Raw genomic sequence first — 25,381 nt, forward strand, 5'->3', positions numbered from 1 at the left:
AGAATATAGAAGGGCAGGACGACGGTAACTCTCAGCAGTTTTCTGATGGTTTTATTTCAAAAGCACTTATTATTTTTCAGAAGTGAATTAAGGAGTTAATATGCCACGTGAAGCAACTGTTATCACGGTATCTGATAACATAGCAAATTCAATAGCAAAAAAATTAGATAGCATTGCTTCTTCATCAGAAAGGGCTCAAAAAAATCTTGAGTTAATGAAGAAAATGCTAAAAAGCTTTAATAATGATCCATTTAAAAAATATTTTAATTCGATCCATACGTTTACTGAATCCATAAAATTAGCAGTAAGCGAAACAACAACATTCAAAAACGCATTTAATGAAATAAATAATACACTTGAACGAGCTTTAACGATTAATATTGCTTATGCTAACCAATTGAAAGAAGCTATAAACAATTATCAAAACTTTACAGTGCAACTTGAAACTACGTCAGTTGTTGCACAAAATTTTGGTTTTATACTGAAAACATTATTCAGTTTTATAAGTATTGAGGCAATTGCAGTTGCTATTTCATTATTAACTGATTTTAAAACGTGTTTAGATGATACGATAGATTCTGCTAAAGAAACTTATTCAAGTTTCGAAATAACGGCAGAAAGCTTTTTAACTAATGCAATTGCGCTGAAGGAACTTGGTTATAACATAACACAACAGTTAACATACACTGAAGCATTAAATAATGCTTTAGCTACATTAGCAATAACAGGAGCTTTTGCAGCATCTGAGATAAATGCTTTTCAAAGCGCCTTAATGTTAGCAATGTTGTCAGGACAAGAGTTAAACTCTATTATAAATAATAGTAATCAAGAAACAGGCGATTTAGCCGAACAACTCAATGTTACAACAGATAAGCTTGTAGATGCTGGTGAAAAAGGGAAAATTACAACTGATGTGATTTTTCAGTCCTTATCGAATTGCTTTGATATGTTCACGCAGAAAGCTGATGATATACCTAACCGGTTGCTAGGTGCTTTTACAAACCTAACAGCAGGTATTCAGGAATACATTTTTGAAACGGATAACGCAATTGGTGCTAACAATAAAATAGCTCAAGCAATTCAATGGTTTTCTGATAATGTAAAAAATACCTCAGCGGCGCTGGCTGTTCTTGATGCTGGATATATCGCTGCAACTGTATATCACGCCTTATTTGTAAAATCTGTTGAAATGGGAGGGAAAAGTGTATCAAAAGCTACTGCAACAATAATGCGATTAAATCTTGCATTAATTGCCAATCCTATTGGTGCAATAATTTTGGCGATCACAGCCGTTATTGCTGCCTTAACATTATTTTCGGATGAAATTAAGCTTACAGAAGATGGCACAATATCGTTAAAGGACGTCGCTATAACGGTATGGGGTAATATTAAAGAGGCGGCTTCAACAGCGATCGAATGGATCGGCGGTATGTGGGATGGGTTCGTAAACTCGGTGAATAATGCTTTCAAAGGCATGCAGGTCACGGTTAACGACGTATTTAAAGCAATTATTGACGCATCGAAAATGTACTTTAATACGATTGTTAGATTGATAATGTCGGTAGCAACAATAGGATCATTTGCTTTTAATAATCTTGGTGATGCATGGGAGATTGTCTGGAAAGGCATAGCAAATTTTACTGGGGATATTATTGCTGGCATTCTCAATTTATGGCAACCTCTCTTTCGTGAGTTTGCATCAGTGCTGTCGTATTTTGATAAAGATGCAGGAAAAGCACTCCTCGAAAAGATTGATTCAATGACGATAAAATTTAACAAATTTGAATTAGGTTCATCGGCTGAAAGAGGGTTAAACAAGCTTAAAGATGATCTCGAAAAAGTGTCTAAAACAGATTATGTAATTAGAATTGGTGGTTTTTTAAAAGAAGGATACAATAGCATCCTCGAACAAACAGAAAAAAGAAAATCTGCCGAAGAAACCGCAATGAATCCGTTGCCACCAGAGAATGATACCTCAAAGATTGTAAAGGGAGTGACCCCGTTAACACAAGAGCACGATAAACTGCTTAACTCATTAAAACCAATACAAGGTGCGCTGCAAGAGTATAGCAAGAGCTTAAGTGAATTAACTGCTATGTATAAGGAGGGATCAATTACAGCCAGCCAATATAATGAATATACCACCTTGCTTACCAATAAATATGAAGAATCAATAGATCCGCTTGGCCATTATAACAAAGAGTTAGATAAGCAGTGGAATTTAATGAAACTTTCATCAGAGCAGCGAGCCATAGAAAACGAACTCTATCGCGTTAGTCAAGATATGGTGAGCAGAGGCTTGGTGCTTTCTCAAGTACAAAATGATGAGTTAAGAAAGAAAATAGCTCTTAATGAAAATTATGTAAGAATTCTTTCTATTAAAGATTCTCTTGAAAGTAACTCTCAGCTCAGAAAAGATCAAAATTTTGCTGATTTAGTTAGTGCACTGATTGAGTTAAAAGATAGTGAAAATTATGGATATAATGATTTAATTAATGCGCTCAATTCTGAGAGTGCAAGCCCATTTGCTGGTATGTTCGAAGGCTCATGGGTGCTAATGAGTGAGCAAATCTCACAATTCCAAAAGATGTATGAGCAAATAAATGAATTAACAGAGAAGTTTAACTTGGATCAATCAATGGCGGCATCGTTAAGAGCGCAAGTTTGGGCTAAACAAAATGAATTTATTTTAAATCAGGCTAATAAATTTTTCGAACAACTGGCGCAGATGCAGAACTCCAACAATGTGGCAATGGCAAGAATAGGTAAAGCTGCAGCGATTGCACAAGCAGTTATTAACACGTATCAAGCAGCAAACGCTGCATATGCTGCTATGGCAGGAATTCCGTATGTCGGACCCGCGTTAGGTGCAGCAGCAGCGGCAATGGCAATTGCTACAGGGATGGCTAACGTTTCAGCGATGCGTTCTCAGTCAACTGGGTTTATGACAGGTGGATACACTGGCAATATAGCACGAAATCAGATTGCTGGCGTCGTTCATGGTCAAGAGTTTGTGATGAATGCAGCAGCAACTCAGCGGATTGGTGTCGATAATCTGGAGGCATTGCAACGAGGCGATATAAATGGCTTACAGCGTCCACAAGTAGTTAATAACTATTCACAATCAACAACACAAGAAAACACACCTCAGACGGTGTCACCAACCATTAATATTGCACTTGTGAGTGATTACGAGTCGGCGGAGCAATGGTTAGCAACACAGGAGGGGGTTAAGCGAGTTATGCAAATAAATAGAGACAATGGGGAGGAGTTAGCGATGATTGTTAATGCATCCTAAATATCTAAGATATCTAACTAGTTCTTGATGCGTGTAACATTACAAAAATATGTTGATTGTTGTTAACGGAGTATAAAAAATCTAATGTAGATATACATACAATAGAAAATTGATTCTAACGCTCGCAATTGCGGGCTTTTTTTATGTCTAAAATTGAGGTGGAAATGCCAAATATTATTGCTGAACAGCCAATCGAAGGAATAACAGAGAGTTTTGAATGGCTCACTGATATTATCGAGTCAAGAGACGGTCGAGAACATAGAATAATGTTGCGTTCTTTACCTAGAGTAATGTTAGATTATTCATTTATAGCGCACCCGCACAATAGAAATCGTTATCTTGATTTGCTACGTAATAATTTAACCAGCACTTGGTTGATTCCAGAATGGTTAAGGGCTGTTTACATTGGTCGAATTAATCAGGGAACAACCCTAGTCAGAAATTATTTTGACAATCATGTTGATGATAACTTGCTGATTTATCAGGATAGCAAAAAAAATGAAGTTGTTACATGGTTAAAATCATCAGAAATTAAATCATTAGAGTTTGTGTTCCATGCAGAGCGTCAATTAAAACCTGATTTTGTTTTTGAAGAACCGCCGAATGAGAAAAAGGAAGCGATAAGCCCTGTAATCAATAATTATAAAGCTGCCTATTTATTGCCATTAAGAGAATGTTATTTGAATAGCTCTAAGTATAAAACATCGGGTTTTGATGCTCAGTTTGATGTAACCATCGAGTTGATCGAACAACCAGACTATCATAGCAAAATAATTAAAAAACAGACTTACCTTGGCATCGAGGTACTTCATAATAATTATGGCACTAACGAATCAATATTAAATAAAGATATTGATATTGTTGATTATGATGTTGGTAAAATCACTAGAATTGAACGATGGGAGCGATCAAAATTATCAAGGTCTATTAAATTTTATCTTGATGGGTTTGATGAGATAAAAAAATTTAAGGAGTTTATTTATCGAAGGGAGGGTAGGGTTAAACCATTTTGGTTATGTGATGGCGATGTAAATATATATGGTGGAAAGGTTCGTGGCAATCAGATTGTTATTCGTAATGGTCATTACAATGATTTACCATCATTTAAATATTTATCATTATTTCACGACAATGCTGTCTCTTATGCAAAAATAATTAGCATAAGCAATGATTTACATGGTAAAACAATAATTGTTATCGACAGAATTATCGAACAGCCAGTCAATAAAATCAGTTGCCTAACGCTTTGTAGGTTTGATACAGACCGGGTGCAAATTGAATACGGTACAAATCAACAAGCACAATCAGATATTCAAGTAATAGAGGTTTTTGATGATCAATATTTTTAAACAATCGGAATTGTATGTTTTTAATGATGGTTTAAACACTTATCGTTATACGAGTGGTATGCGTGAGTTAAATATCGACAACAATATTTATATTAAAGAATCAATTAATCGAAGTGCAATAAAGCGTGATGCATCTTTATCTAAAAACAAAATCACTATAACTATGCCAATTACTAATGAGATTGTGCAGCAATGGATAACACCAGATATAACAAAATACCTGCTAGTTGATATTTATACATTAGATAAAAAAAATTTGGTCACGATGGCTTGGAGTGGTCGGCTAACTCAAACCTCCACATCAGATAAAGACATGACAATGACGTTCGAGTTGCTAATTACAAGAGCTGGACAAACGGGCGTAAATGATAAAGTCCAGCGAAACTGTCGGTATTCCCTATATGGTGAACGATGTGGGTTAAATCGTGATGATTTTAAAATAACAGGTAATGTCACGTCTTATAAAAATGATGTGATAACTGTTGTGTTTGAAAAAGAGGTTCCGAATGGATATTTCATTGGCGGAATAGTACAAACACCACAAGGAGAGCAAACATTTATTAAAGAACATAGTGAAAATTCAATCACTTTATTTAGAAAAAATCAACAGCTTGTAGATAATCTAAGTAAAGGCATTGCATCAGTTATTCTCTATAAGGGATGTTTAAGAACCCTTGATTCTTGCAATACGTTTAATAACACACTTAATTACGGTGGATTTCCATACCTTCCTTTGGAGCCGCTAAATAGTGGCAATTCCATTGTTTGAAAAGGAGGTTTTATGTTTGCATTAGTTGCAGCATTGGTTGCTGTTGTTGTTGGTTTAATTGTTGGTGTGGTTGGATCGCACGGTAAAAAAAACCAACAAAAAATAGAAGCGGATGAGTTTAAAACTGGTACTTCAACCGAAGGGACAGAGATACCAATTGTTTTTGGCACAGTTAAAATAACAAATCCAATTTACACTTGGGTAGGTGATAAATCGCTTAAAGCTATTAGAAAGAAAGGCGGTAAAAAATAATGAAGTTAATTGTTAAGCGTGAAGATCTAATTGCAGCACGACAATGTAGTTCAGGTGGAAGAGCTTTTTTTAAACGTCATGGATTAGATTGGTCCGATTTTTTGAAAAATGGTATTGATGCTGAAATTTTAATAAAAATTAATGACGTAATGGCAAATCAAGTAATAGAACAAGCTAGGCGGAGAATATGGGCGGAAGCAAAAAGAAACAAACAGTAGGTTACAAATATTACGCTGGTACTAGTATGATCTTTTGCCAAGGTACGATTGATAAATTGATTAATATCAGCGTAGCAGACAGAATTGCATGGAAAGGATCGTTGCAAGATGGGACGTTATTTGTTGATAAACCATCTCTTTTCGGTGGAGAATCTAGAGAGGGTGGCGTATCTGGAAGCGTTGATGTTTATTCAGGTCATGATAAACATAGCCGGAATAGCTACCTAGCTAGCAAGATTTCGCAAATTGTACCGGCGTATCGTTATGTTGCTGGTGCAGTTTTCAAGCATTTTTATTGGGGAAACAATCCGTATTTAAAAGATATAGCGGTTGTTGTACAACGCATACATTATCAAGATGCAAAAAAAACACCTCAATGGTATAACGAAAAAGCTGAAATTAGATCTGAAGGCGGACTAGGTAACACAGCGATACATTTTATTTTAGACACATCTAATAGCATGAGTGGGTCACGCATTACTGCACTAAAAACAGCAATGAAACGAGCAATTAATAATCTTGAAACTTCTATGGATCTAACTTCGTCAAGATTAGATATACTGATCACAACATATCAAGGTGGTTCACCGCAAACTAAATTAATTAGAAAGGTATCAGAAAATGATATTTCACCTCTTTTATCATTTATTGATGACTTGAAGATTGTGGGAGGAGAGAATCTTGAGTCTGTTTTGAGTGCATCTGTCTCTTTTTTTAAAGAAGTGATTAATTTTGATATGAACCGTTGTTGTATCTTCGTGAGTGACGGCGAGTTGGAGAATGTCGATTCTATTAAAAATAATGATATTCATGATCTAATTAATAAATCGGGCAGATTTAATATAGCCAACGGTCGAGGTGTTGATATTTATTGCATTAATGTTGGCAATCATAATGTATCTTTAAGTGCAAAGATCGACAACACACCAGAGGATGGCGTCCCCGTTATTGTTGGTTCTGATTCTAGCCTAATTTATGACACAATGATGTATGCTATTCATGGTTCAAATGCAGATATGAATCCAGCACATATACTGAGAGAATTGGTGTTAAGCCAGTATACGGGATTTAATTCGCAGTCAGTGCAGAATATTATTAATGAGGAATCATTCAAGCAAGCTGCAGATATATTTTATCAAGAAAAACTTGGGTTATCTTATCTTTGGAACAATCAGAGTAAATTTGAAGATTTAAAGAAGAATATTGAAAAAACGGTTGATTGTGTGCTTGATCAAAATGCGCAAACAAATCAGTTTGAAATAAAATTGATCAGAAATAATTACAATATTGATGAACTACCAATATTTGATAAAACAAATATTGTTAAAATTTCGGATATCAAAAAAAATATTGTCACTGAGATGATTAATTCTGTTACAGTCAATTTTATTGATAGAACAAATGATTATAAACAAGGTTCGGTCACAGTTCGCGACGATGCACTAATTACAATGGCTGGTCGAGAAAATAATACAACAGTCACATACGATACTGTATATAGTCGTTCTTTGGCTTCTCGATTGGCGATGAGGGACTTAGCGTATTTATCTTCTGATCTTGCTTCTGTTACACTAACGCTTAATTTAGACGGTAGAATGTTGAGTCGAGGAGATGTGTTTCTATTAAATATGCCACAATTGGGATTGGGCAATGTGGTAATGCGAATAATCTCTGTTGACTATGGCACACAAAAAAGTAATCAGGTAACGATTGAATGTTCCCGAGATGTGTTTTCATTGCCTACTTCATCTGTTGTCAGCACTCAACCACCTATTTCCTTACCTGCGGATAATGGTGTAGCAAAACCTGTCAAAAACTTTATTATCGTTGAATCGCCTTATTATGAACTAGTGTATAACTACGGACAAAAAACAGTAGATCGGTTATTAGAAGGTGGCAATGATTTGGCAGGACAAATTGCTTCTGCTGTTATTGATTTACCTAATGATATGATTCTGGCGGAATTGGTCACATCGCTGTCTAATAATTTTGATAATGCAGAAAGCCTCACTGAATGTGAAATGAGAACATTAGTACAGCAAATTAACAAAATGGAATCTGTTATTACGCTAGATAATGCGCCGAGAAACAGTGAATACACTTGGATTTTAATTGATGATGAGATTCTATTTGTTGAATCGTGTAATGGTAATCAATTAACTGTAAAACGAGGTTGTCTTGACACAATACCCGAAATACATAATCAAAATAGTCGAGTCTATTTTTGTGGAGGACAGTTAACGATAAAAACAGAAGACTATTACGAGGGTGACAGGGTTGATTGTCGTATCATTACAAGCACCTCAACTGGTTCACTTGATCCCAAAGATGCAACGGGGCGTGTTATTGATATTAATGGACGGGCGATACGGCCTTACCCTCCTGCTAATGTTACTATCAATGGTTGCTATTATCCTGCATCAATACTCGATAAAACAATAGACATTAACTGGTCGTCAAGAAATAGGTTGCAGCAAACATCTGGCGTCATGGTCGGGTGGTATGAAGGGAGTGTAACTGTTGAACCGGATGTAAAATATCGCATTGTATTACGGCATTTCACAAATACGCTTATTGATACAATAACCGAAGAACCAAGTTTTTCGTTTGATATTAGCCATCTAAAAAAAGGGGATTTATCTATTGAATTATCTAGCATCAAAAATGATTTAGAATCAAGTCAGAAATTTAGGCACAGCATTATTGTGGGTAAAGATATTGAGTTTATTTTCAATAAAGAAAGACAAAACGAATTAGAATTTAAATTTGAGGGTTAAAAATGGCAAAAATAGTTATTTGCAGTGATAGAGAAGATTATGTTAAAGCGATGATTACTGCGCTTAGTGAAGATCATCAGGTGTTTTTTTGTGATACAACATCAAGTGACTATAATGAAAGTTATTTATCAACATTTGAACTAATAATGGATTATAGAAATTCATGTGAACAAACAAAAGGAGAACCGATCAAAAAATGCTTCGAGAAAGGGATTCCAGTGATAGCTGGCGGTACCAGCGGGACTGGTGGATCTATAACTTCGATAGGCATTTCAAATAATTTAGGTTATTCGTCCAATCAGCGTCATACAAAAGTTATAAATAATCATGATGTTATTCAAATGAATTATCGTAAAAAAGAGATTGTAGTCTATCAGAGTTCTAACAAGTCCTCTTGGTTTTATTATATCTATGATGATAACAAAACAACACCAAAAGATATGACTCCATTGACAATTTATCGATTCCAAAGTAATTATTACTTGCCATCTGTTACTTGTGCTGTATTTCGTAAAGGCGATTTAAATTTAAAAGGTCAACCTTTTGTAGCGGATTGCGCTTTTATTGGGTATCCTTTTAATATTGAGTTAACTAATGACGCGATGAATATTGTCAACGATGTTATTTATTGGTTATTAAATAAAACATACATCACAGCCAAAGTTAAAGATCAGGATGGAACTCCGCTGCCAACCCAAGATATTTATTTGCATTCCAGATTAAATGGCGACTTAATAGCAAAACATCAAAGTGACGAAAATGGAGATGTTGTCTTTAGAATTAGGCATAAATTTGATTATTACGCTATTGCGTTTGACAAAAAAGGAGGCGTAAAAAACGCAGTAGCTATTGATAATATCATTGCATAGTTCATATTCACATAGATCATATCACACTACCAATCTTCAACTTACAATAATCAATTTAATCATATAACATCACAACATCAGTAATATCATATTGTGCTTTTGTGTTTGATGTATGTAAATTGGTAGTGTGTTGTTTATCGTGATCTGTGAACATAAATTCTTTCAGAAAATTCTAGTTAATCCCATACCTAGGAAGCATCGGTAAGCTAGGTTAACCTGAATTTCTTTAACCATTCGTCACTTACAGCGGGTATCCAAAAGATGAATAACAGTTTGATTTTAAAAAGTTTGATAAGATATTTTTCTGGACAACTATTATTTATACAATAACTGAAGTGACAGATTCTCGACGCAATATCAATTGCTTTCGCTATTTTTTGAATAAGATGATTGGCAGGGATCAGCATTTCAAGTAAGATTTGCTCTATATTTTTCTTGTATTGCTGTTATTGGCTTTCTAGGCATAAGAGAAAACCTCTGTTGATTAAATATTCTTCTAATCTATTAGTTTAAAGTACTCGCTAAAGAGCGAGTACTTTGACAGCAATTTAACAAAATGATTGGTTTTTTATTTAATCTTTGTCGATATATTAAGATTCTCTTAATTAAAATATTTATAAGCTGTAATTAATTATAAATTTAAATGAGTATCAGACGCTTTTCTTAAAATTTCGTAAATTTCGTCTTTAATTTTAAGTTTTTGTTTTTTCAATGCCTCTATTGTTTCGGTCGTATTGATAATAATGCCTGATTCAATGTTTTTAATCTTTTGATCAAGCTCATTATGTTGATCGAACAATTTTTGAAAACGTAAATCGGTATTCTTTAATTTAGAAATGATTTCTCGATATTCTGGAAACATAGCGCCTCCTTATATAGGCTAAATAGAATAATAACAATAGCAGCTATTGCCAATTCAGAATACAATATTATTTGTCGCATTAATAGAAAAATTGTTTTAATAGCGAAATTATTTTTATAACACAGCTGTTTTAATCACAAAATTCTAAGGTGGGTTAATCCATGAGTGAATCGATTGTAATTGCCAAAAGCCATGATAAAGATTTATCTATTATAGCTTCATTAGCTAATCGTCATGGTTTAATTACTGGGGCAACGGGTACCGGCAAGTCAGTTACATTACAAAAAATAGCTGAAGGTTTTTCAAAAATAGGCGTACCTGTTTTTCTTGCTGATATTAAAGGTGACCTAACAGGGATTGGTGAAAAGGGCATATTATCTGAAAAACTACAAGCTCGCTTAGCTAGCATTGGAGTCGATAACTGGCAACCAGATTCGTCATCCATTGAATTATGGGATGTCTTTGCTGAAAAAGGGATACCTGTTCGCAGTACCGTGTCAGATATAGGACCGATTTTACTTGGTCGATTACTTGATTTAAATGACGTTCAAGCAGGCGTGTTACAGTTAGCATTTAAAATTGCGGATGATAACGGCTTATTATTAATTGATTTCAAAGATCTGCGAGCATTAATTCAATTTGTGGGTGATAATGCTAAAAAATTCACCACACAATACGGGAATATTTCGTTATCGTCAATTGGTGCAATCCAACGCGGATTGCTAACCCTAGAGCAACAAGGTGCTGAGTTTTTTCTTGGCGAACCGATGCTCGATATTCAAGATTTAATGCAAGTTAATCCTGAAGGTCATGGCATAGTTAACATATTATTGGCCGACAAATTATATAACTCGCCTAAATTATATTCAGTCTTTTTATTATGGCTATTATCAGAACTTTTTGAGTATTTGCCAGAAGTTGGTGATCTTGATAAACCTAAACTTGTCTTCTTTTTTGATGAGGCTCACTTACTTTTTAATGACATTTCACCTGCATTATTAGAAAAAATAGAGCAAGTTGTGCGCTTAATTCGCTCTAAGGGGATTGGGATTTATTTTGCCTCGCAAAACCCAAGCGATATTCCTGATACAGTTTTAGGGCAATTAGGTAATCGTGTGCAGCATGCTTTACGCGCATTTACCCCTAAAGACCAAAAAGCGGTAAAAGCAGCCGCGCAAACCATGCGCACAAATCCAAGTTTTGACACTGAAAAAGCGATAATGGAATTAGGTGTTGGTGAAGCACTCATTTCGTTCTTAGATGAAAAGGGTAGCCCAAATATGGTTGAGCGTGGTTATATTATTGCGCCAGGTTCAAAAATGGGATCAATGTCGCCAGACAATCAATCATCTATTATTCATCAATCCGATTTTTACAATAAATATGTGCAAACCTTAGATCGACAATCGGCTTATGAAATATTAAAAAATGGATTTCCATTAGATAACTTGTCTAACCAAAATATGAATAACGATATAAGCAATAAGCAAAATAATGGTGGATTGCTTAATTTTTTAAGCACTGTCCTTTTTGGTAAAAAAGGACCAAAAGGAGGTCAACATGATGGTATTACTCAACAAATAGCCAAAAGTGCAACAAGGCAAATTGTTAATCAAATTGGTAAACAGATCACCCGTGGCATATTAGGTGGTTTTAAAAAATAATAAAACTGAGCTTATTACCCCAAAAGTTAGCAAAATAGGAGTATTTTAATGTTAAAAATGTTTATGGAATGGTATAAAAAGCGTTTTAGCGACCCGCATGTTGTATCGCTAATGGCTGTTATTGTTGGCTTATTTATTATCATTTATTTTTTTAATAAAATTTTACTGCCTGTTTTAATTGCTATTGTGCTTGCTTATTTACTGGATAGACCAGTTAACTTTTTACATAAAAAAAATATTCCAAGAACGCTCGCTGTTGTGATGGTATTACTACTTTTTTTAATGGTGGTATTCGTTGGATTTATGATTTTATTACCATTAATTTGGCAACAAAGTGTTAGCTTAATTACCAATATCCCAAACATGCTCAATTTTGCTAATAATTTCCTCACCAACTTGCCTGAACACTATCCAGAATTAATCGATGTTGGTTTATTCGATTCGGTCATCCAAGGTATTACCAACAAAGTCGTGCAAACTGGTAATTCCTTGTTACAATTTTCAATTGTTTCTTTGTTAGGGATGGTATCTGTTGCGATTAATGCGGTATTAGTGCCAATAATGATGTTCTTTTTACTAAAAGATAAAGCAAAGATATGGGGATACTGCTCCAAAATCTTACCCAAAAACCGCACAATTTTAAACAAAGTTGCCGCTGAAATGGATATGCAAATATCCAATTATATTGTTGGCAATGTACTACATATTATTATTTTAACGGTTTGTGTTTATATTCCTTTTTGGTATTTTGGGTTAGATTATGGACTCTTATTAGCTGTACTTGTCGGATTATCTGTTTTAGTGCCCTATGTTGGTATTATTATTTCAACGATTCCCGTTGTATTAATTGCACTATTTCAATGGGGTTTAACTGCGCAATTTGGTTATTTATTATTTTTCTATATTCTGATTCAAACATTAGACGGCAACATATTGGTACCTTGCTTATTCTCTGAAAAGCTCAACTTACATCCACTTGTTATTATTTTAGCGGTAATTGTTTTTGGTGGTCTATGGGGATTTTGGGGGATATTTTTTGCAATACCTTTGGCTACATTGGTCAAAGCAATTATAAATGCTTGGCCAAAAACAGATGAGTTAAATAATAATAGTGAAGTAAAAGCAGATTAATGGTTAATCTGCTTTCGTATAAATTATTTACAGTGGGTTTTTAGATAATCTAAAATTACTTCGTGGTGATTGGATGTTTTAAAATCATTAAACACTTTTTCGATTGTACCGTCTTTGCTGATTAAAAAGCTAATACGGTGAATCCCATCATAGGTTTTACCCATAAACTCTTTTTCACCCCAAGTACCAAATGCTTGGGCGACTTCATGATTCTCATCAGAAAGCAACGTGAAATTTAATAACTCTTTTTCAACAAATCGAGATAACTTTTCTGGCTTATCGGTACTAATGCCAAGGATTGCCACATTGCATTTTTTAAACTCATCAGAACAATCGCGCAAATTACATGCTTGCACAGTGCAACCTGGCGTCATTGCTTTTGGGTAAAAATAAATTAAAACACGTTGACCTTTAAAGTCATTCAAGCCTACAAGCTCTCCATCTTGGTCTGGCAACGAAAACAGTGGTGCTTTTTCACCTTCTTTAAGTGGATTAACCATATAATTATTACCTATTTTAATAGTTTAAATTTGATCTGTTTAGGTATATTAAAAGTATTGTCATACTTTTAAATTAAGTTACTAAAAAAACGATTTGCTGCATCAATGGTGTGATTGATCTCTTTGTCTGTGTGTTTAAGTGACATGAAACCAGCTTCAAAAGCTGACGGTGCAAAATAAACACCTTCAGTTAGCATATGATGATAGAATTTTTTGAATAATTCAATATCACACTGCATAACATCTTGATAACTGGTTACTTCAGAAGCAGTTGTAAAAAACAACCCAAACATTGCACCAGCATAATTTACTACTAATGGCACATTATGCTTTTTAGCGACTGATAATAATCCCTCGGTAAGCAATGCAGTTTTATTTGCTAACTCTTGATAGATCCCAACTTCCATTAGCTTGGTTAAAGTTGTATAACCTGCTGCCATTGCAACGGGATTACCTGAAAGGGTTCCAGCTTGGTATATTGGACCAGTTGGTGCTAATTGCATCATAATATTCGCACGACCACCAAAAGCTCCAACAGGCATACCACCACCAATAATCTTGCCTAAACAAGTTAAATCAGGTACCACATCATAATAATCTTGAGCACCACCAAGCGCCACTCTAAAACCCGTCATCACTTCGTCAATAATCAATAATGCACCGTATTGATCACAAAGTTCACGCAATCCTTGTAAAAACTCTTTTTTGGCTGGTATACAGTTCATATTGCCGGCAACAGGCTCAATAATAATGGCAGCTATTTCGTTAGGGTATTGCTGAAATTGCTTTTTGACTGACTCCAAATTATTATAATCACAAACTAATGTATGTTTAACGAAATCATTAGGTACACCAGGAGACGTAGGATGGCCAAAAGTAAGCGCACCAGAACCGGCTTTAACTAACAAATAATCGGCATGCCCGTGATAGCAACCCTCAAACTTAATAATCTTATCGCGCCCTGTAAAACCACGTGCAACACGAATGGCACTCATGGTTGCTTCTGTTCCCGAATTCACCATTCTCACCATTTCAATAGAAGGCATTAATTGCGTTACTAAATTGGCAACTTTGGTTTCAATTTCGGTTGGTGCTCCATAACTTAACCCATTGCGCACAGCATTAATTACCGCATTGGCTACATCAGGATCATTATGCCCAAGGATCATAGGTCCCCAAGAACCGACATAATCGATATAGGCTTTGTCGTCTACATCATAAATATATGCACCGTTTGCGCGCTCAATAAATAAAGGCTTACCACCCACACCATTAAATGCTCGAACAGGTGAATTAACACCGCCAGGCATAACGGATAAGGCCTGATGGTAAAGCTTTTCTGATTTAAATGTATTTCGCATAATTGAGAGGCTCTCTCTATAAAATTTTGTTGTATTTATTCATAAAATCAAAATAAATTCAAGCTAGCTATTAGAAATTTATTTAATAGAAGTTTTCTATTTTGTATTTTCATTTAGCAAGGGTATATAATGCTAAGGTCAATATATTAGGAGAAGAATATGAGCGATGCTTTACCAATCAACTTTACTGATGCAGCAGCCAATAAAGTAAAATCATTAGTAACAGAAGAAGAAAACCCAAACTTAAAATTAAGGGTGTACATAACTGGTGGTGGCTGTAGTGGATTTCAGTACGGGTTTACTTTCGATGAAAAAATCAATGAAGATGATCTAGCTATCGAAAAAAATGGCGTATCACTAGTTATCGATCCAATGAGCTTACAATATCTCGTCGGTGGCACAATCGATTATGTAGAAGGCTTACAAGGTTCTCGCTTTGTGGTTGATAATCCTAATGCAACAACGACTTGTGGTTGCGGCTCATCTTTTAGTGTTTAAGTCATATTTAAGTTTTTTAAAACACTAATAACACATATTGCTAAACAATAAATCCGAATTTTTTAGTTTTTAAGCGGGATAGATGAATAAACCCACAAAATGTGACAAACATTGAGCAGTTAGATGATAATTTAAATTTTTTTGTTGACGGAAAATTTAAGATGGGTAAAATGCACAGCATTCAAAACGCAATTACCTTTCGGTAGTAAGTTTTGAGCCCGGGTGGTGAAATCGGTAGACACAAGGGATTTAAAATCCCTCGGCCTTTTTGGCCGTGCGAGTTCAAGTCTCGCCTCGGGCACCATTAAATAAATACCTCTTACGCGGGAATAGCTCAGTTGGTAGAGCACGACCTTGCCAAGGTCGGGGTCGCGAGTTCGAGCCTCGTTTCCCGCTCCAATAATCTTCTATGCATTAATACCGAAAAAATATATCAATATTATCAAGTTTTTATCAATGTTCATAATGGTAGAACTTGTCATTATAAATAGTAGACCAATCATCTGGATAAAAATACGATCAACACTTGATCAATCTGAAATGGGTACAGTTAATTATGATTATCCCATTGCTTTACTGAATCAGTATTATAGGTTCGAATTGCATAATCTATAATATACATTTGTTTTACATAGGGATAGTTTATCTTATTGAGGCTTATTTCTTTAAAAAACATCAATATTATGTCAATTAAATTGAATACGACAATTCCCATCTACTCAGCGACGCATACAATGATAGATATGAACCATCTTTTAAAATCATCAAAAAACGTTATATCCAAGTTATTTAAAAAATCTAATACTTGCTTTTAATTAATCTTCCCTATCTACCGATTTATTATTTAGCAAATCTGGCATAAGGTTAAGAGCATCTTGTTGAATTTGTTTATGCAGACGTTGATGATTTTTGTATATCACACTAATATTAAGCAATCTTTCAAATAGTACCATTAGCTTATTGGTTAAAGATGCCTTATCAAGATGATCTTCAAGCTTTAAAAGAATCAGATTTCGAATGAATTCTTTATGTTCGGTAACGATATCCGATATGCTGGGCAATCTTCATACATTTCTTCCGTTGCTCGCTTAAATAAGCAACCGTTAAAATTCTCTTCGCAAGACCACTTTCCGTGCCACTCAAATATTTTTACAATTGTATCCTTTGCACTGAGACCTAAGATAACTTCATTAGGCTTTGCTTTGAATCTTGAATCTCCATATTTTAATACTTCAATTATTAGTTTGTCTTTACCACCAAAGTTATTATATAAGGTGGTTTTAGAGCAACTAGATTTATCTCTTATTTCATCGACGCCAACTTTAGCAATACCATTTTGATAAAAGGGTTTTTCAGCTGTTTCGATGATTCGTTTGTACATTTTTTCAAAATTAAGCTACCTAAATAAATTACAAGATGAACAGAACTGTACAATTTTATTGAATTATCCATTATAACGAAACAAGACAAATAACTAATGAAACTCTTCTTTTTTGGGGGGGGAGAAATTACCTAGTAAACCCAAATTACTTGATTTGGTACAAGGATTGTTAGGCGGTTTTTTGGTAATTTTAACGCTAGAGTATTTGACAACATACTCTGCTAGCTATTTTATCATGGCTCCTTTGGAGCTTTGTGTGTTATTTTATTTGCAGTTTCTCAGTCTCCTTTGGCGCAGCCTAGGAATGTTATCTTTGGGCATTTAATATCGGTGCTTATCGGCTTATTATTTTTAAAGTTACTCGGTGACTCAGCATTAGTTACCGCCTTGGCTGTGGGATGTGCCATTGCAGCAATGAAGTTCTTTCGATGTGTGCATTCGCCAGCTGGCGCTAATCCGTTAGTCATATTATTAACAGCAAGTCAAGTTCATTATGATTTTAGCTTCTTACTATTTCCGGTGTTATCGGGCTCTGTCGCCTTAGCCACTATTGCGTACATTGTTAATAATCTTACTGGAAAAAACAAGTGGCTACTCTATTGGTTTGCGTTTTTTAATAGTAAAAGTTCATAAATGAGAGTAAATGACTAACATCATATTTTAATTTAAATAAATAGTTAACTTTATCGAACCAGATCGCAATTCGATGTAAACAAAGATTATCATAAATGGTGTTGCTAATTCAATGGTAGGTATTCTAAGGGAGGAAGACAATGTATTAGCCGTTGTTGCTTTGAATAATGTGCAAATGATTGCCCGCATAATGCTAGCGAGTTTTTAAGTAATGATTAATCGTATTTTATCCATTACAATCGTTTAATATCTCATCATGCCAAATTCGCATTACATAATAGAAATTAGTTATTGCAATCAAAGCAATAATCTTATTATTTATTCAAATTTTATAGTACAATACAATTAATTATTTATCATAATAGTCATGCATTGTTTTAGATTTTCCTATGAAAAATAGACATGGAATGATTGTCAATCAAACAAAAGTTACACTGATTTTTACATAAATTATTACCCGTTTCGATACAGAAGTTTCTATTTAATTCTGCATTTGGAATTGTAGTTCAACCTATAATGTTTAGCTTGGAGAAAGGAAATGTATTTATTAGAAATGGCACCAAAATTTTTGTTAGCGTTAATTATTTTACTTGTTTATGTGAAGTTGTCAGGCAAAAGCCAAATTGCACCAATGTCACAGCTTGATCAGGTGGGTAGTATGGTCATTGGTGCGCTGGTTGGGGGTGCGTTACTTAGCCCGACAGTATCGCCTTGGGAAGCTGCTGGGTTAGTGGCTATTTGGGCTGGTCTACTTGTTTTAATTCGTTTTATCAAATCTAAAAACTCACGCTTACGCGATGCCATAGATGGTGAACCAATCCAATTAGTGAAAAGTGGCCATTTAATCACGGATAATTTTATAAAAGCCAACTTACCGGTAAGAGATTTTGAAACTTTAGTGAATATACAAGGTATAGCTTCATTTGATGAATTAAAAGAAGTTTGGTATGAACTCAATGGTTCTTTAACCATTATCAAAAAAGGCGATAAAGATATCGCTGTACTCATCATTGAAAATGGTGCAATTAGTCAGGATAATCTTAAGCAGCTTAATAAAGATGAAGATTGGGTTAAATGCGAAATTTCAAAACAAGGATATGAAAAAATTGATGATATTTTTTGTGCTGAATGGTTTGATAATAAATTGATTATTTATCCTTATGATGCGGTACGTGAAGGTAAAAAATAATCATTTTTTAGGGTGGATTAGGTCCACCCATTTTAGCTCAATTAATTTAGAACCATCGACTAATTAACGCAGTTGGCTATCTTTACTGCCACGGCGATTATATAAGTTTGATACCTTAGTTAATTGCTTATCGATTTCTTGCTGGCAAGACAGACAATATTGCACTCCGGGTAATGCTGCTTTTCTGGCTTCGGCAATAGGTTCTCCACATGCAATACAAAAATCAGCGCTAGTGGTACCGTGATTTACTTGCCTTCTTGCGTTTTCAATAGCATCGGCAATTGTTCCTTCGATTTGTTGATTAACGGCATCGTCAGATGCCCATCCACTCGCCATAAAAGGAAGCTCCTATAACTGAAATAGTATGTTGTTGACATAGTGTTTTTTTTAATTATTTCAAGTAATATAGCCAATAAATAATCAAAAAATGACGTTATTGATTATATTGTTACTGGGTAAGCATTCGTGTATTTAATTTAACATTATCAAAATACGGAGGTTTTTATGCAGCAATATGAACAAGCAACATTTGCCGGCGGTTGTTTTTGGTGTATGGTAAAACCCTTTGATCAGTATGAGGGGGTGATCAAGGTTGTTTCGGGGTATACTGGTGGGCATGTTGCAAACCCAACCTACCAACAAGTCTGTTCGGGCACAACCGGACATACCGAAGCGGTTCAAATCACGTTTGATCCCAAACTAATTAGTTATAAAAAGCTTTTAGATATCTTTTGGCAACAAATTGATCCAACCGATTCTCAAGGTCAATTTGCTGATCGGGGGAATTCTTATCGTCCAGCGATTTTTTACCATGACGAATTTCAGCATAAACAAGCATTAGCGTCTAAACAAACTTTGCAAGAAAGTGGACGATTTAATAAGCCAATTGGTGTTGCGATAGAGCCTGCGGTGGCTTTTTATCCGGCTGAGGATTATCACCAAAGTTATTATACCAAACAGCTTCAACACTATAACCAATATTACAAATTATCAGGGCGATCTGAATTTTTTGCTCAACATTGGCAAAAATCAGATAAAGGATGAATTAATAATGCAAAACTATCCACAATACAGTAGCAAACAAAAATGGATCCATTGGCTAACATTGATACTCATTGTATTAGCATTTTTGTTGGTGACATTTAACGTGACCTTATCACGCTATGTGGGGGGCAAGTTTACCCTTTGTATATTGCACAAATCTTTTGGCTTAGTGATTTTTGTAATCACATTATGGCGCTTTGTTGTGATTAAAAAAGAAGGTGTGCCTGATGTCTTACCAAAAGATCAAAAGTTACAACGCGCATTATCAAAATCGGTACAAGGATTTATTTATATTTTATTACTGATAGTACCGGCCTCTGGATATTTGATGAGTAGTCATTCACTAAATGTATTTGACATCTTATCTATTCCTGCGCTTGATATGCCTAATATGTATTATCACTTTTTTCATACTGTCCATAAAGTTAGCTCATATTTATTAGCTATGTTACTTATTTTACATATAGCTGGCGCCTTATATCATTATTTTTGGATTAAAGATAAAGTATTGCAATCTATGTTAAGCCGTGATTAATCACCATTAATTAAAACAAACAACATTAAATAACGAAGGTGACTTATGAATAAAACAATGAAAGAAAAAGCACTATCCATATTAACACCTATGCAATATCATGTTACTCAAAAAAATGGGACAGAACCCCCATTCGAAAACGAATTTTATGCCAACCAGCAAGATGGGCTATATGTTGATATCGTATCTGGCGAACCGTTATTTACTTCGTTAGATAAATTTGATTCGGGCTGTGGCTGGCCAAGCTTTACCAAACCAATAGAAAAGGGCAATATTATTGAAAAAAAGGATACTAGCTTTGGTATGCGACGTACCGAGGTGCGATCTGCAAATGCTGATTCTCATCTTGGCCATGTCTTTAATGATGGACCAAAAGCCTTAGGAGGATTACGTTATTGCATCAACTCGGCATCTTTACGATTTATACCTAAAGATGAACTTGAAGATGCCGGTTATGGGCAGTATTTAAAACTATTTGATAAAGAATAAATAAACACGGATAGAATAAAAGTAACAAAATAAAAAATCCTATCATCTACATGGATGATAGGATTGATATCCTAAGCCGCTTTATCTCAGTTCTTTCGTTTAAATAAGATATAACTAATCAACAAAAACACAAAACTGGTGATAAGTGATCCAATAATAGGGTAAATACCCATGACAATACTCACTTGAGCAAATAAATTATCGGCAATATAAAACAAAAAGCCAAAGCTGATGCCTATCACCACACGAATCCCCATTGACACGCTACGTAACGGACCAAAGATAAACGACAACGCTAGTAACATCATTACCGCAACAGAAACGGGTTTGATGATCTTTTTCCAGAATAGCAAATCGTAATATTTTGTGTCTTGTCCAGAATTTTTCAGGTATTGTGAATATTGATAAAGTCCAGATGCCGACAATGAATCAGGGTCAAATGCTACAATACTTAATTTATCAGGGGTAATATTCGTTTTCCAAGGGATGGAAACCATATTGACGCCAACTACTTTATTGGGCACTGTTAGCTCATTTTTTTCGACTTGCGACAAAGTCCAACTATTGTTTTCATAAACACCATAGGCGGCGTGGGTAATGGATAGTAGCTTATTGTCATCGACCGAATAAATATAAACATTAGAAATTGAATTATCGTTATTCACATGCCCAATAAATACATAATCATTACCATCTTTTGTCCAAAGACTACCTTGTTCGGCCATTAACGAATTACCATAAAGTTTTTCAGAACGCATATTGCGTGCAGTTTGTTCACTAACCGGCGCAATCCATTCACCAATCGCCATGGTAATTAACACTAGTGGTAAAGCGGTTTTCATTACCGCAAACGCAATTTTAAAACGGCTAAAGCCCGAGGTTTCCATTACAATTAACTCACTGCGTGATGCCAGCAAGCCCAAACCAATTAACGCACCTAACAATGCTGCCATAGGAAAGAATACTTCCAAATCTTTTGGAACCATTAACAGGGTATAAATACCCACAGAAAACGCATCATAATCAACTTTAATTTTTCGTAGTTGATCAATAAAACGGATAATACCCGACAAACTAATAAGTAAAAAAAGGCTAACTCCGATGGTGCTTAATATAGTTTTACCAATATAACGATCTAAAATCGAAAACACGCTTTTCTCCTTAAGATGCCGCATATTTTAAGCGAAGTTTACGCATAAATAAGTTATCCCAACAATTCAAAATTAGCGCTAACACAAAATACCCTAAATTCAAAATATAAAACCATAATTGGGGATCTAAACGGCTTTTACCGGCATTGGCTTTAATAGAACTGGCCGACAAAAAGTAAACCAAATACAGCAGTAAAGCCGGTAAAACTTGTGCAAGTCGTCCTTGGCGAGGGTTAGATACGCTCAATGGAATCACTAAAAATGCCATTAATGGCACTGAAATAATCAACGTTACTCGCCAATAAAATTCAGCGTTGGCTTTAGGTGTATTAGTGCCTGCCAGCTCAAATAATCCCAATTGTTGAACATCAGTTTTATCTGTATCCTCATTGGTCGACAACACTTTGGGTTTTATTATGCCTAAATAATTATTAAAGTGTGAAATTCGAAAATCCTTTAATTGTGCTGTGCCTTCATAACGATTGGCATTTTCAAGGGTGATGATTTGATTACCTTCATTATCATGTCCAGTCATCCCTTTGTTAGCAATAATAATGGAAGGGCGTTGATTGTTTTTTGGATTGATTTGAGCAATAAACACATTTTCTAAATTACTGTTATCCACATTACCAATATAAATCACCGAATTACCATCAGGCGTTTGTTGAAATTGCCCAGCTAGCAATCCTGCTAAACTAGGGTTTATTTTAGCATTGGCAAGTAGCTGATCTTGCTTAATGCTAGACCAAGGACCAAACCAAAGCGAATTGAGTGCCGTTAATATGCTGGTTAAAATACAAAGAAAAAGCACAACTTGATAAGTCAAATTCTTCTTAACCCCGCAAGCATGCATTGCCACCATTTCGCTGTCAGAATAAAGGCGCCCAAAGGTAACTAATACACCAAGAAAAAGGCTAAGCGGTAAAATAAGATCAGCCATATTCGACACCCCCAAAACTAACAACGGCATAATTAAATCACGGGGGATCGAACCATCAATGGCGTTCGACAAAATTCGAATTAATTTTTGAGAAAAGAAAATTAGCAACAAAATAAACAATATTGCCCCTTGGGTTTTCAATGTCTCTTTAACTAAATATCGACGAATTATCACATTTTACCTATATATGTTGGCACAAAATCAGGCTATTATAATCTGATTTGTTTAGTTTTAGTTATCTTTTTGTTGCTATCCAACAATGAATCGATAGAATATTAATAATCTCTACCCATTCACAAACGAGAAGCATTATGGAATTTCAAATAAAAAACAGCACTATTATAACCAAACAAAAAACAGAGTGTTTAGTTATTTCAATTGATTCAGGAAAAAGCCAGTCTGATTTTGTTAAAGGTATCGATAAATCAACTAATGGTTTAGTTAGTGAGCTTATCAAATCAGGCGACATAAGTGGTGAATTGGGTCAAACCACTTTGTTATATCCAAACAGTAATAGCTTAAAACAAAAGATCTTATTTGTTGGATGTGGCAAAGCCAAAGCATTTGACTTAACGCAAGCCAAAAAAGCTATTCAAGCGGTCATAAAAGAGCTACTTGCTAAAAAAATTAAAAATATTGCATGGGATTTATTTGCATTCAATGAAGTAAATAGCCTTGAAATTGCCAAACAACTACCGCAAATTGTGAGTGACATAACTTATCGATTTGATGAATTTAAAACCACGAAAACCCCAGTACCTAGTCTAACTAACGTCACATTATTAACCCACGACAAAAAAGCATTATCAGCTTTAAATGATAACTTGTTGCAAGGGCAAATTATTGCCAATGCCATTGCGACAACAAAAACGATTGCCAATATGCCATCAAATGTTTGTAATGCAAAATACTTAGCCGAACAAGGCAAACAGCTTGGCAAATTACACTCATCATTAAAAGTTACCTGCCTTGGCGAAAACGAACTGGCAAAATTAAAAATGAATGCCTATTTAGCCGTCGGACGCGGATCGCAAAATGAATCAATCATGACAGTGATGGAATATCAAGGCGCTAAAGATAAAAAAGCCCAACCATATGTCTTAGTCGGCAAAGGGCTAACGTTTGATTCAGGGGGAATATCCATCAAACCATCTGCTGGCATGGATGAAATGAAATACGACATGTGTGGCGCGGCGACTGTTTATGGCGTTATGCAAGCAGTAGCTGAACTCAAATTACCTATTAACGTGATTGGCATCATGGCAGGTTGTGAAAATATGCCCGACGGCAACAGCTATCGCCCTGGTGACATACTCACCACCATGTCAGGCACCACGGTTGAAGTCATTAACACCGATGCCGAAGGGCGCTTAGTATTGTGTGATGCGTTAACTTATGTTGAACGTTACAATCCAAAAACCGTTATTGACATTGCCACTTTAACAGGCGCTTGTATCGTTGCGTTGGGTCATCACTACACCGGGGTAATGGGTAACAACGACAAGCTAATTGCTCAATTGGTAGCATCTTCCAACAAAGCGGGCGACAAAGCATGGGCTCTGCCTATTGATAGTGAATTCCAAGAACAAATCAAATCAACTTGTGCTGATATTGTCAACGCAGGTGGACGTGATGGTGGCACCATTACCGCTGCTTGCTTCTTATCACGCTTTACCGAAAAATATCAATGGGCACATTTAGATATTGCCGGCACTGCATGGAAGTCGGGTGGCCAAAAAGGCGCAACAGGTCGCCCAGTTGCGATGTTGATTCAATATCTACAAGATCAATAAAACGAGCTAAGATTTTATGAAAAAAGTGATCTTCTATTTGCTTGAAAACGAAACAGAAGCCAACGGATCGGGCATGCTATTTTATGAAAAGCTAGCATGCCAAAAGATAGTTAAAGCCTGGCACGCCAAACAGCGCGTGCTAGTTGCTTGTCAAGATCAGACCCAGGCCGAGCGAATAGATGAATATCTTTGGCAACTCGATACCGCCAGTTTTGTACCACACAATTTAGCTGGCGAAGGCATGAAAGGGGGAGCTCCCGTTGAAATCTGCTGGCCAGAAAAACGCAGTAGTAGCACTCGCCAGTTGTTGATTAATTTACAAGAACAATTTCCAGAATTTGCTGGTGTTTATCGTGATATTATTGATTTTGTGCCAGTTGATGAACGATTAAAGTCACTTGCAAGGGCAAGGTATAAGTTATATAAAGAGGCCGGATTTAATCTTAAAACAATTCCAATCACTTGCGAATAAATTGGGCGAAGATCTTACTGATTTTCTTAATAGTTTTTTCTAAAAATCACGAATAAAAAAATCAACATGCTAACTGACTTTTTACGACCAAATTTACGCATTATTCGAATAACTTAAAACTGTACTAACCATTTTTTATCAATAAATAAAAACAATAAATTAAAAATAACTTATAAAAAAGGGTTTTTAATATCAAAATTTTGTTT

General features: G+C 35.2%; 23 protein-coding genes, 2 tRNA genes and 1 pseudogene. 19 read left to right on the top strand and 7 right to left on the bottom strand.

Going from position 1 to position 25,381, the window contains the following annotated elements:
• Nucleotides 1–100: 100 nt before the first annotated feature.
• The 7 genes from A9G24_RS05590 (at nt 101) to A9G24_RS05620 (ending at nt 9,532) form a co-directional block, all read left to right on the top strand.
• The gene (locus tag A9G24_RS05590) at nt 101–3,298 is read left to right on the top strand and encodes a tape measure protein (protein ID WP_065638152.1); all 3,198 of its coding nucleotides are present in this window, start codon (nt 101–103) and stop codon (nt 3,296–3,298) included.
• A gap of 143 nt (nt 3,299–3,441) precedes the next feature.
• Nucleotides 3,442–4,647 carry a hypothetical protein gene (locus A9G24_RS05595; protein ID WP_141673080.1) on the top strand — a complete coding sequence of 402 codons (1,206 nt, stop codon included), beginning with the start codon at nt 3,442–3,444 and terminating at the stop codon, nt 4,645–4,647.
• Nucleotides 4,631–5,416 (top strand): phage BR0599 family protein, encoded by a 786-nt coding sequence (locus A9G24_RS05600; protein WP_065638154.1) that lies wholly within the window; start codon nt 4,631–4,633, stop codon nt 5,414–5,416. Before A9G24_RS05595 ends, A9G24_RS05600 begins: the two co-directional genes overlap by 17 nt.
• Nucleotides 5,417–5,428: 12 nt before the next feature.
• Nucleotides 5,429–5,668: a hypothetical protein gene (locus A9G24_RS05605; protein ID WP_065638155.1), complete on the top strand. Its 240-nt coding sequence runs from the start codon at nt 5,429–5,431 to the stop codon at nt 5,666–5,668.
• Entirely contained in the window at nt 5,668–5,886 is a 219-nt protein-coding gene (locus A9G24_RS05610) for a hypothetical protein (protein WP_065638156.1), read from the top strand. The genes A9G24_RS05605 and A9G24_RS05610 overlap by 1 nt, the downstream gene beginning before the upstream one ends.
• Entirely contained in the window at nt 5,856–8,663 is a 2,808-nt protein-coding gene (locus A9G24_RS05615; protein ID WP_065638157.1) for a phage tail protein, read from the top strand. The genes A9G24_RS05610 and A9G24_RS05615 overlap by 31 nt, the downstream gene beginning before the upstream one ends.
• A gap of 2 nt (nt 8,664–8,665) precedes the next feature.
• Nucleotides 8,666–9,532 (top strand): hypothetical protein, encoded by an 867-nt coding sequence (locus A9G24_RS05620; protein ID WP_065638158.1) that lies wholly within the window; start codon nt 8,666–8,668, stop codon nt 9,530–9,532.
• Between the two features lie 631 nt (nt 9,533–10,163).
• On the opposite strand, the gene A9G24_RS05625 is transcribed toward A9G24_RS05620, so the two are convergent.
• Nucleotides 10,164–10,394, bottom strand: coding sequence for a YdcH family protein (locus tag A9G24_RS05625; protein WP_065638159.1), 231 nt, complete (start codon nt 10,392–10,394; stop codon nt 10,164–10,166).
• 161 nt (nt 10,395–10,555) lie between these two features.
• On the opposite strand from A9G24_RS05625, the gene A9G24_RS05630 reads away from it, so the two are divergent.
• Both A9G24_RS05630 and A9G24_RS05635 read left to right on the top strand, forming a co-directional pair.
• A complete protein-coding gene (locus A9G24_RS05630; RefSeq protein WP_065638160.1) occupies nt 10,556–12,058 on the top strand; it encodes a helicase HerA-like C-terminal domain-containing protein in 1,503 nt (500 codons plus the stop codon).
• 48 nt (nt 12,059–12,106) lie between these two features.
• Nucleotides 12,107–13,189: an AI-2E family transporter gene (locus A9G24_RS05635; RefSeq protein ID WP_065638161.1), complete on the top strand. Its 1,083-nt coding sequence runs from the start codon at nt 12,107–12,109 to the stop codon at nt 13,187–13,189.
• A 23-nt stretch (nt 13,190–13,212) separates the two neighbouring features.
• Here A9G24_RS05635 and bcp read toward each other — a convergent pair whose 3' ends face one another.
• Together bcp and hemL are read right to left on the bottom strand one after the other, a co-directional pair.
• Nucleotides 13,213–13,689: a thioredoxin-dependent thiol peroxidase gene (gene bcp / locus A9G24_RS05640; protein ID WP_065638162.1), complete on the bottom strand. Its 477-nt coding sequence runs from the start codon at nt 13,687–13,689 to the stop codon at nt 13,213–13,215.
• 68 nt (nt 13,690–13,757) lie between these two features.
• Entirely contained in the window at nt 13,758–15,050 is a 1,293-nt protein-coding gene (gene hemL / locus A9G24_RS05645) for a glutamate-1-semialdehyde 2,1-aminomutase (RefSeq protein WP_065638163.1), read from the bottom strand.
• Nucleotides 15,051–15,209: 159 nt separating this feature from the next.
• Here hemL and erpA point away from each other — a divergent pair, with 159 nt between their 5' ends.
• The 3 genes from erpA to A9G24_RS05660 all read left to right on the top strand — a co-directional run bounded on the left by erpA (nt 15,210) and on the right by A9G24_RS05660 (nt 15,947).
• On the top strand, nt 15,210–15,548 hold the full coding sequence (erpA, locus tag A9G24_RS05650) for an iron-sulfur cluster insertion protein ErpA (RefSeq protein WP_065638164.1): 339 nt from the start codon (nt 15,210–15,212) through the stop codon (nt 15,546–15,548).
• 216 nt (nt 15,549–15,764) lie between these two features.
• A tRNA-Leu gene (locus A9G24_RS05655) sits at nt 15,765–15,852 on the top strand.
• A gap of 19 nt (nt 15,853–15,871) precedes the next feature.
• Nucleotides 15,872–15,947, top strand: a tRNA-Gly gene (locus A9G24_RS05660).
• Between the two features lie 607 nt (nt 15,948–16,554).
• On the opposite strand, the gene A9G24_RS05665 is transcribed toward A9G24_RS05660, so the two are convergent.
• Complete coding sequence (locus A9G24_RS05665) at nt 16,555–16,929, bottom strand: TetR/AcrR family transcriptional regulator (protein WP_065638165.1); 375 nt, start codon at nt 16,927–16,929, stop codon at nt 16,555–16,557.
• A 112-nt stretch (nt 16,930–17,041) separates the two neighbouring features.
• Between A9G24_RS05665 and A9G24_RS05670 the strand changes: the two are divergent.
• Nucleotides 17,042–17,562 (top strand): annotated as a pseudogene (locus A9G24_RS05670) (HPP family protein).
• Between the two features lie 538 nt (nt 17,563–18,100).
• The gene (locus A9G24_RS05675) at nt 18,101–18,751 is read left to right on the top strand and encodes a DUF421 domain-containing protein (protein ID WP_065638166.1); all 651 of its coding nucleotides are present in this window, start codon (nt 18,101–18,103) and stop codon (nt 18,749–18,751) included.
• Nucleotides 18,752–18,814: 63 nt separating this feature from the next.
• On the opposite strand, the gene A9G24_RS05680 is transcribed toward A9G24_RS05675, so the two are convergent.
• Nucleotides 18,815–19,087 (bottom strand): DksA/TraR family C4-type zinc finger protein, encoded by a 273-nt coding sequence (locus A9G24_RS05680; protein ID WP_065638167.1) that lies wholly within the window; start codon nt 19,085–19,087, stop codon nt 18,815–18,817.
• 168 nt (nt 19,088–19,255) lie between these two features.
• Here A9G24_RS05680 and msrA point away from each other — a divergent pair, with 168 nt between their 5' ends.
• The 3 genes from msrA to msrB are packed head-to-tail and all read left to right on the top strand — an operon-like array spanning nt 19,256 to nt 20,819.
• Nucleotides 19,256–19,795, top strand: a complete 540-nt coding sequence (gene msrA, locus A9G24_RS05685) for a peptide-methionine (S)-S-oxide reductase MsrA (protein WP_065638168.1) — start codon at nt 19,256–19,258, stop codon at nt 19,793–19,795.
• Between the two features lie 7 nt (nt 19,796–19,802).
• Nucleotides 19,803–20,330, top strand: coding sequence for a cytochrome b (locus A9G24_RS05690; RefSeq protein ID WP_065638169.1), 528 nt, complete (start codon nt 19,803–19,805; stop codon nt 20,328–20,330).
• A gap of 57 nt (nt 20,331–20,387) precedes the next feature.
• The gene (gene msrB, locus A9G24_RS05695) at nt 20,388–20,819 is read left to right on the top strand and encodes a peptide-methionine (R)-S-oxide reductase MsrB (RefSeq protein WP_065638198.1); all 432 of its coding nucleotides are present in this window, start codon (nt 20,388–20,390) and stop codon (nt 20,817–20,819) included.
• Between the two features lie 86 nt (nt 20,820–20,905).
• Here the strand turns inward: msrB and lptG are convergent, their stop codons facing one another.
• Both lptG and lptF read right to left on the bottom strand, forming a co-directional pair.
• Nucleotides 20,906–21,970 carry an LPS export ABC transporter permease LptG gene (gene lptG, locus A9G24_RS05700; RefSeq protein WP_065638170.1) on the bottom strand — a complete coding sequence of 355 codons (1,065 nt, stop codon included), beginning with the start codon at nt 21,968–21,970 and terminating at the stop codon, nt 20,906–20,908.
• Nucleotides 21,971–21,980: 10 nt separating this feature from the next.
• Nucleotides 21,981–23,084: an LPS export ABC transporter permease LptF gene (gene lptF / locus A9G24_RS05705; protein ID WP_065638171.1), complete on the bottom strand. Its 1,104-nt coding sequence runs from the start codon at nt 23,082–23,084 to the stop codon at nt 21,981–21,983.
• Nucleotides 23,085–23,221: 137 nt separating this feature from the next.
• On the opposite strand from lptF, the gene A9G24_RS05710 reads away from it, so the two are divergent.
• Entirely contained in the window at nt 23,222–24,703 is a 1,482-nt protein-coding gene (locus A9G24_RS05710) for a leucyl aminopeptidase (RefSeq protein ID WP_065638172.1), read from the top strand.
• Nucleotides 24,704–24,719: 16 nt separating this feature from the next.
• Complete coding sequence (locus tag A9G24_RS05715) at nt 24,720–25,175, top strand: DNA polymerase III subunit chi (RefSeq protein ID WP_065638173.1); 456 nt, start codon at nt 24,720–24,722, stop codon at nt 25,173–25,175.
• Nucleotides 25,176–25,381 lie beyond the last annotated feature (206 nt).

The organism is Gilliamella sp. App6-5 (genome assembly GCF_001690525.1).
Classification (GTDB): domain Bacteria; phylum Pseudomonadota; class Gammaproteobacteria; order Enterobacterales; family Orbaceae; genus Gilliamella; species Gilliamella apicola_H.

Excerpts from the sequence above, each read along its gene's own strand:
- A9G24_RS05620 (WP_065638158.1), top strand. The coding sequence starts at position 8,666 with ATGGCAAAAATAGTTATTTGCAGTGATAGAGAAGATTATGTTAAAGCG.
- A9G24_RS05710 (WP_065638172.1), top strand. The coding sequence starts at position 23,222 with ATGGAATTTCAAATAAAAAACAGCACTATTATAACCAAACAAAAAACA.
- A9G24_RS05615 (WP_065638157.1), top strand. The coding sequence starts at position 5,856 with ATGGGCGGAAGCAAAAAGAAACAAACAGTAGGTTACAAATATTACGCT.
- A9G24_RS05715 (WP_065638173.1), top strand. The coding sequence starts at position 24,720 with ATGAAAAAAGTGATCTTCTATTTGCTTGAAAACGAAACAGAAGCCAAC.
- bcp (WP_065638162.1), bottom strand. The coding sequence starts at position 13,689 with ATGGTTAATCCACTTAAAGAAGGTGAAAAAGCACCACTGTTTTCGTTG.
- A9G24_RS05630 (WP_065638160.1), top strand. The coding sequence starts at position 10,556 with ATGAGTGAATCGATTGTAATTGCCAAAAGCCATGATAAAGATTTATCT.
- msrB (WP_065638198.1), top strand. The coding sequence starts at position 20,388 with ATGAAAGAAAAAGCACTATCCATATTAACACCTATGCAATATCATGTT.
- A9G24_RS05635 (WP_065638161.1), top strand. The coding sequence starts at position 12,107 with ATGTTAAAAATGTTTATGGAATGGTATAAAAAGCGTTTTAGCGACCCG.
- A9G24_RS05590 (WP_065638152.1), top strand. The coding sequence starts at position 101 with ATGCCACGTGAAGCAACTGTTATCACGGTATCTGATAACATAGCAAAT.
- hemL (WP_065638163.1), bottom strand. The coding sequence starts at position 15,050 with ATGCGAAATACATTTAAATCAGAAAAGCTTTACCATCAGGCCTTATCC.
- A9G24_RS05665 (WP_065638165.1), bottom strand. The coding sequence starts at position 16,929 with ATGTACAAACGAATCATCGAAACAGCTGAAAAACCCTTTTATCAAAAT.
- A9G24_RS05610 (WP_065638156.1), top strand. The coding sequence starts at position 5,668 with ATGAAGTTAATTGTTAAGCGTGAAGATCTAATTGCAGCACGACAATGT.
- A9G24_RS05680 (WP_065638167.1), bottom strand. The coding sequence starts at position 19,087 with ATGGCGAGTGGATGGGCATCTGACGATGCCGTTAATCAACAAATCGAA.
- A9G24_RS05625 (WP_065638159.1), bottom strand. The coding sequence starts at position 10,394 with ATGTTTCCAGAATATCGAGAAATCATTTCTAAATTAAAGAATACCGAT.
- A9G24_RS05675 (WP_065638166.1), top strand. The coding sequence starts at position 18,101 with ATGTATTTATTAGAAATGGCACCAAAATTTTTGTTAGCGTTAATTATT.
- A9G24_RS05690 (WP_065638169.1), top strand. The coding sequence starts at position 19,803 with ATGCAAAACTATCCACAATACAGTAGCAAACAAAAATGGATCCATTGG.
- A9G24_RS05605 (WP_065638155.1), top strand. The coding sequence starts at position 5,429 with ATGTTTGCATTAGTTGCAGCATTGGTTGCTGTTGTTGTTGGTTTAATT.
- A9G24_RS05600 (WP_065638154.1), top strand. The coding sequence starts at position 4,631 with ATGATCAATATTTTTAAACAATCGGAATTGTATGTTTTTAATGATGGT.
- erpA (WP_065638164.1), top strand. The coding sequence starts at position 15,210 with ATGAGCGATGCTTTACCAATCAACTTTACTGATGCAGCAGCCAATAAA.
- msrA (WP_065638168.1), top strand. The coding sequence starts at position 19,256 with ATGCAGCAATATGAACAAGCAACATTTGCCGGCGGTTGTTTTTGGTGT.
- A9G24_RS05595 (WP_141673080.1), top strand. The coding sequence starts at position 3,442 with ATGTCTAAAATTGAGGTGGAAATGCCAAATATTATTGCTGAACAGCCA.